General features: G+C 65.4%; 6 protein-coding genes and 1 pseudogene. 3 read left to right on the top strand and 4 right to left on the bottom strand.

Annotated features, from left to right (window positions below; all coding sequences use genetic code 11):
- Positions 1–613: methyl-accepting chemotaxis protein (locus MKK64_RS05535; protein ID WP_243932565.1), on the top strand; the 613-nt coding region annotated here is incomplete at its 5' end.
- A gap of 87 nt (positions 614–700) precedes the next feature.
- Here MKK64_RS05535 and MKK64_RS05530 read toward each other — a convergent pair.
- Positions 701–868, bottom strand: a complete 168-nt coding sequence (locus MKK64_RS05530) for a hypothetical protein (protein ID WP_243932564.1) — start codon at positions 866–868, stop codon at positions 701–703.
- 102 nt (positions 869–970) lie between these two features.
- A complete protein-coding gene (locus MKK64_RS05525; protein ID WP_243932563.1) occupies positions 971–1,486 on the bottom strand; it encodes a MucR family transcriptional regulator in 516 nt (171 codons plus the stop codon).
- Between the two features lie 112 nt (positions 1,487–1,598).
- Here MKK64_RS05525 and ctrA point away from each other — a divergent pair, with 112 nt between their 5' ends.
- Positions 1,599–2,300 carry a response regulator transcription factor CtrA gene (ctrA, locus tag MKK64_RS05520; RefSeq protein ID WP_243932562.1) on the top strand — a complete coding sequence of 234 codons (702 nt, stop codon included), beginning with the start codon at positions 1,599–1,601 and terminating at the stop codon, positions 2,298–2,300.
- Positions 2,301–2,969: 669 nt separating this feature from the next.
- A complete protein-coding gene (locus MKK64_RS05515) occupies positions 2,970–3,941 on the top strand; it encodes a sensor domain-containing diguanylate cyclase (RefSeq protein ID WP_243932561.1) in 972 nt (323 codons plus the stop codon).
- Positions 3,942–4,105: 164 nt separating this feature from the next.
- Here MKK64_RS05515 and MKK64_RS05510 read toward each other — a convergent pair whose 3' ends face one another.
- Positions 4,106–5,245: a DUF5666 domain-containing protein gene (locus MKK64_RS05510; protein ID WP_279593049.1), complete on the bottom strand. Its 1,140-nt coding sequence runs from the start codon at positions 5,243–5,245 to the stop codon at positions 4,106–4,108.
- 131 nt (positions 5,246–5,376) lie between these two features.
- A pseudogene (locus MKK64_RS05505) lies at positions 5,377–5,577 on the bottom strand (hypothetical protein); the annotation flags it as partial.

The following is a 5,577-nucleotide window of genomic DNA, read 5'->3' as shown; positions in this document are numbered from 1 at the left end:
CGGCCGGCAGGTCGGCGGCTCGGCCGAGCTCGCGCATCTGGCCGTGCGCGAGGCCGACCAGACCGGCGCCCGGGTGCAGGAGCTGAGCGCGGCGGTGTCGCGGATCGGCGCCGTGGTCGGGCTGATCTCGGACATCGCCGGGCAGACCAATCTGCTGGCCCTGAACGCCACCATTGAGGCGGCCCGCGCCGGCGCGGCCGGCAAGGGTTTCGCCGTGGTCGCCTCCGAGGTGAAGGCCCTGGCCGAGCAGACCGCCAGGGCGACGAGCGAGATCTCGGGCCAGATCGCGCAGATCCAGGCATCGACCGGTCAGGCGGTCGCCTCGATCGGCGGGATGACCGGGCGCATCCGCGAGATCAACGTGGTGGCCACCGCGATCGCGGCGGCGGTCGAGGAGCAGGGCGCGGCGACCCAGGAGATCGTGCGCAACGTCAGCCAGGCAGCGATGGGTACGGCCGAGGTGACCAGCAACATCACCGGCGTCGCCGGCGCCGCCGAGGAGACCGGGGCGGCCGCGACCCAGGTGCTCGGCGCGGCGTCCGAGCTGTCGCGCCAGTCGGAGACCCTCGCAGCCGAGGTGGGGCGCTTCCTCGCGACCGTTCGAGCAGCTTGATAGGATCAATGTGTAACAGCCTCGGTAGGCCTTCGGGCCTATCGAGGTTTACGATGCCGATCCGGCCCGAGCACAGCTCGTGAGAAGCTAGGCCTGACCGTCCTCGGCAGCCTTGTCCGGATCATTCAGCTTCTTTTGAGCCTCGACCACCGGGTCTTTGTTCTCAGGCTCACCGTCGGTGGTTGGATCTGGGACGTTCACGCCCGTGATCGGCACGGTGGGTGGAATGGTAGGCTCGTGATCGCTTCCAGCCATGACCTGATGCTCCCTTCCCGAAGGTACCATTCAGACGGCGCTTGGAATGCGGCGGAGCTGTGAAGGTGTACGCTAGCGCATAAAAATGGTTGCTGAGCAGCTTTAAGCCGTCTCGGCGGCCTTCTTCCGGACCTTGGCCTTCCCAACGCGGGTCTTGGGTGCCTCGGAGATCGTTTCTCCTGTATCAGCAGCCTTAGCGGCTGCCTTGCGCCGCAACTGGTCGAGGCCGAGCGAGCGCGCCAGCTCGGACCGCTTGGCGGAGTAGGCGGCCGATACGATGGGGTAGTCAGACGGCAGGCCGTACTTCGCACGGTAGCTATCCGGTGTGAGCCCGCGAAGCTTGAGGTGGCGCTTCATCGTCTTGTAGGTCTTACCATCCTCGAAGCTGACCATGCCGTCGGGGGTGATTGACTTGCGGATCTGGGCGAGCGTCGGCTTCTCGACGGCGGGCTCGGCTGTTTCTTCCTGGCCAAGGCTGGACAACGCTGCGTGCACGGAGGCGATCACACCAGGCAGCTCACTTAACGACACTCGGTTGTTCGAGACGTAGGCGGCGACAAGGTCGGCCGTCATTTCGAACTCATCGCGCCCCGAAACGAGCATCGCACCATCAGTCATACTATTACCCTTGGAAGACCTATCGCTTGCCATAACGACATGCCAAATCGAGCGTCAAGCTTTTGTTAGGGATATCGCATTAGGGGTTTCTTAGATTTTTCGGGGTTGGACGATGCGGGTTCTGCTAATCGAGGATGATGCGTCGGTAGCGCAGAGCATCGAGCTGATGCTCAAGACGGCCGGGTTCAATCCCTTCGTCACCGATCTCGGTGAGGAAGGGATCGATCTCGGCAAGCTCTACGATTACGACATTATCCTGCTCGACCTGAACCTGCCCGACATGTCGGGCTACGAGGTGCTGCGCAGCCTTCGCCTGGCCAAGATAAAGACGCCGATCCTGATCCTGTCGGGCATGGCCAGCATCGAGGACAAGGTGAAGGGCCTTGGCTTCGGGGCCGATGACTACCTTACCAAGCCGTTCCATAAGGACGAGCTCGTAGCCCGCATCCAGGCGATCGTCCGCCGGTCGCAGGGGCATGCAGAGGCCGTGGTCACAATCGATGATCTTACGGTCAACATCGACAAAAAGTTCGTCCAGATCGCTGGAACCTCGATCAATCTCACGACCAGGGAGTACCAGATGCTGGAACTCCTTGCTCTGCGGAAAGGGACGGCGATCACCAAGGAGATGTTCCTCAACCATCTCTACGGCGGCATGGACGAGCCGGAGGTGAAGATCATCGACGTGTTCATCTGCAAAATGCGGAAGAAGCTCGCCAACGCCAGCGGGGGCAAGAACTACATCGAGACCGTCTGGGGCCGCGGCTATGTGCTTCGTGAAGGTGCGCCCGAGATGCGGGCCATGGCGAGCTGAAGTGCCGCCAGCGGACCGGATCTCAATGCTCCGTGATATGTCTTGCCGCCCACTGGGCCGCTTTCAGTTCCGGCCCGGTGACGCAGAGCACGCCGCTCGTGACGATGCCGAGGCCATCGGCGAGCGGGGCAAGCGACTGCCCTCCTACCCCCACCCCTGGCATTCCCGGATGTCGCGGAGGGCCCTCAAATGCTCGCCGGCTTGGTTCGTCTCGGCATCATGCGCCCTGATCCAGGCATCGGCCTCGGCGTCGTTGGACGGATATGCGCGGATCGCGTTCATCAGGCCGGATAGGCATAGCCGCGCCCGGCCTAGGTGGTGGAGCACGGCAAGCCGCTCGGCTTCGACACGCGGGATCAGGCCAGCGTCAGCGTAGGGCAGACGGTCGATGATCTGCCACCGCTGAGCTATGTACTGGCTGCGTGCCAAGACTTTTCAACGCATACCGTTGGGTGGCGGCTCGAAGCAGGCATATTATATGATAATGACAGACCTTCGAGTATTTTATAAATTCGATCTAATGAAAAACCTTTATATTTGTTTTAGCTCACAGCTTAAACGTGAAAATTTCGATTGTTGTTTCATAGACTGTTAGGACTTCCTCAAACATCATCGGCGCAATGCAACGCCGCGACATTTTGGAGGCGCGGCGTGACACTGACAATGAGCTTGGACGACATCGACGTCCCAATCTTCGTGGTCGACGTCGAGCCGGGGCCCCGTTTCCGCATCTTCGGCATGAACCGGGCGGCCGAGAAAGAGATCGGGCAGGCGAGCGAGAGCTTGGCCGGTCAGCTGTTCGAAGACTGTCTGCCACCCCATAAGGCCAGGATGCTCACGGACCGCTACGCCGTATGCGTCCGGTCGCGTCAGTCGATGCATTTCGACGAGATCGGAGAGATGTCCCCGAACCAGGACTGGTATCGGACGACGCTCTCGCCTTGCCTAGATGAAGAAACCGGAAAGGTCGTCCGCATCCTGACGATCTGCCAGAACATCACCACGACGAAGCGTCTCGCTAAAGCGGCCTTCAAGGATGGGTTGACGGGGCTTCCGAACCGACGTGGCTTTGAGGCGATCGTCGCCGATCGCTATGAAGAAGCGGCCCACTCGCACGTCACCTTCTCCCTCGTCGTGGTCGACATCAACGACCTCAAGGAGATCAACGACACCTACGGGCACGGCGCCGGGGACGAAGCGATCCGCTTCATGGGTACGTGGCTGACGAGCCTGCTCCTGCCCGGCGAAAACGTCGCGCGCGTCGGGGGCGACGAATTCTACATGCTCCTCGAAGAGACCACACCGGAGGGGCTCGCGCACCGTCTCGCACAACTACGTCGGGCTGTGGCGGCCGAACTGAGACCACCAGATAGGCCCTTCCGACTGTCCGTTTCGGCTGGCGGTTCCGTCTGGCGATGCGGCGACGCCGTCACGTCGACCCTGTCGGCCGCGGACGCCGCAATGTATGCCGAGAAAAGCAACTATCGCCGAACGCGTTTACCAGTCCTATCACGGCGGGCCTGGGCTTCGTTCAGTTGGAGCTTCCAGATCGCGGGATGGGCTGTCGGCGAGCCTGGTCCACTCGACCTGTCTGAGTTCGACCGACATCTGATGCGGCTGCGCGTTGGATACAGTTTCTGATCACGATTGGATCAAGGGCTCCCCGAACGCCGACGGTCGTTCGGCCTTCATGGTCGACGCGCGTCGAACGTCGACGCGTTCGATTCTGCGACATCCTTCGGCGAGTCGGGGGCGTGCGTTGAGATCGAGCCCGCCGGGACCTTCGGGGCATCGCCACGGCGTGGTCAACGACCCCGTCCGAAGCCCCCCGGGCCGCCGAATCCGGCCCCGGGCGAGACGCCGGGCCCACCGCCGCCGGGCCCACCGCCGCCCCCGGGGGCGGCCGGTGCACCGCCTCCGGGGAGTGATCCATTGCCGGGAATGCCGCCGGGGCTCGGCCGCGTATCGATCACGGGGGTACGCGTATCGATCCCTCCGGGCGTCCTCGCCCTGTCACTAGACGCCGCGCCGAAGTTGCCGCGCGGCTCGCCGGGCAAACCACGCATATCCAGGTGATCGCGCTCGCGATCGAAGCGGGGCGCCCCGTCGCTCGGGCCGCCCCGCGGATCCCGCGGTGCGATCCGATCCTCCACCCGCAGTCGCTCCACGGTGAGCGCGCCGTCCCGCGTCACGTCCGCGGTGAGGACAACTCGCACGCTTCCCCGCCGCGGCACCGACGCCCCCGCCCTCCCGGACACCGCAAGGCCCGAGCCGAGATCGAGCCCGGCGCCGGCCCGTCCCACATACGCCTCGATCGACGCACGACGCAGGCCCGGCGGGAACGCGAGGCCGGCAGCGTTCGTCACCCGCAGCTCGCCGTCCGCCGTGTTGCCGATGATCGTGGCACGCCGCCCTGCCGGCAGCATCCCGGCGCCCGCGAGCCGGAGACTGCCGATCATCGACGTTCCGTCGGCGCCTCGGCGCACAGGGCCGGCGACACGCTCGGGGCCGCCTGGGCGAGGCTCGATCAGGCTTGCGATGATGACCCCGTCCGGACGGCGCAGGCCGCTCACCGCCACGCGCGCACCGGGCCGCCAGTCCCCCGGCACGCCCGTCGTCTTGACGCGCTGCCCCAACACCGTGAGCCGGCCAGGCTCCGCGCGCTCGACGGTCCCGACCACCTCGCTCGTCACGTCGATCCGTCGCGTTCTGAACCCGCCATTCTCGGGACGGGCCACCACGCGCACGACGTGCCCGACCTTGAGATCAGAGATCTTGCCCGGCTCGCCGTCCACCAGGACGCCGACGTCGTCCGGGTAGGCGATATGCAGGCCGTTGACGAGGATGGAGCCGAAGCCGCGGATCGTGCCGATCACGCCGGTGCCGCCGATGCCGCGGTCGCCTTCCCCCGGGAAACCCTCGCGCGGCTCGTCCGTACGCTTCATGCCCGTGCCGCCGATCCCTTGGTCGCGCAGGGCGTCCTGGGATCGGGCTGCACCGGGCAGCAGGGCGCTGGCACCCGCGAGCAAGCGCAGAGCGAGCCGGCGAGTCGGGAATGCACGCACCTTGCGAACCCTCAGCGTCCGTCCGCCGACGGTTCCGCCGGCCGGGTGGGCGACGCCGGTGGGAAGGCCTGTTCGGCGTAGACGTAGAGGCCGAAGTTCCAGCGGTGGGGGCCGCCGGGATCGGTGGCGCAGGCGGCGTGGGCCTCGCGGTTGGCCTGGGTCAGCGCCTCCATCGCGATCTCCTTGGCGCGCGCCTCCAGCCGCCGCGCCAG

The sequence above is a fragment of the Methylobacterium sp. E-025 genome, assembly GCF_022829705.1.
In the GTDB taxonomy this organism is placed as follows: Bacteria; Pseudomonadota; Alphaproteobacteria; order Rhizobiales; family Beijerinckiaceae; genus Methylobacterium.
The sequence above is the reverse complement of the archived record's forward strand: the minus strand, read 5'-3'. Positions and strand labels throughout refer to the sequence as shown.

Excerpts from the sequence above, each read along its gene's own strand:
- MKK64_RS05530 (WP_243932564.1), bottom strand. The coding sequence starts at position 868 with ATGGCTGGAAGCGATCACGAGCCTACCATTCCACCCACCGTGCCGATC.
- MKK64_RS05525 (WP_243932563.1), bottom strand. The coding sequence starts at position 1,486 with ATGACTGATGGTGCGATGCTCGTTTCGGGGCGCGATGAGTTCGAAATG.
- ctrA (WP_243932562.1), top strand. The coding sequence starts at position 1,599 with ATGCGGGTTCTGCTAATCGAGGATGATGCGTCGGTAGCGCAGAGCATC.
- MKK64_RS05510 (WP_279593049.1), bottom strand. The coding sequence starts at position 5,245 with ATGAAGCGTACGGACGAGCCGCGCGAGGGTTTCCCGGGGGAAGGCGAC.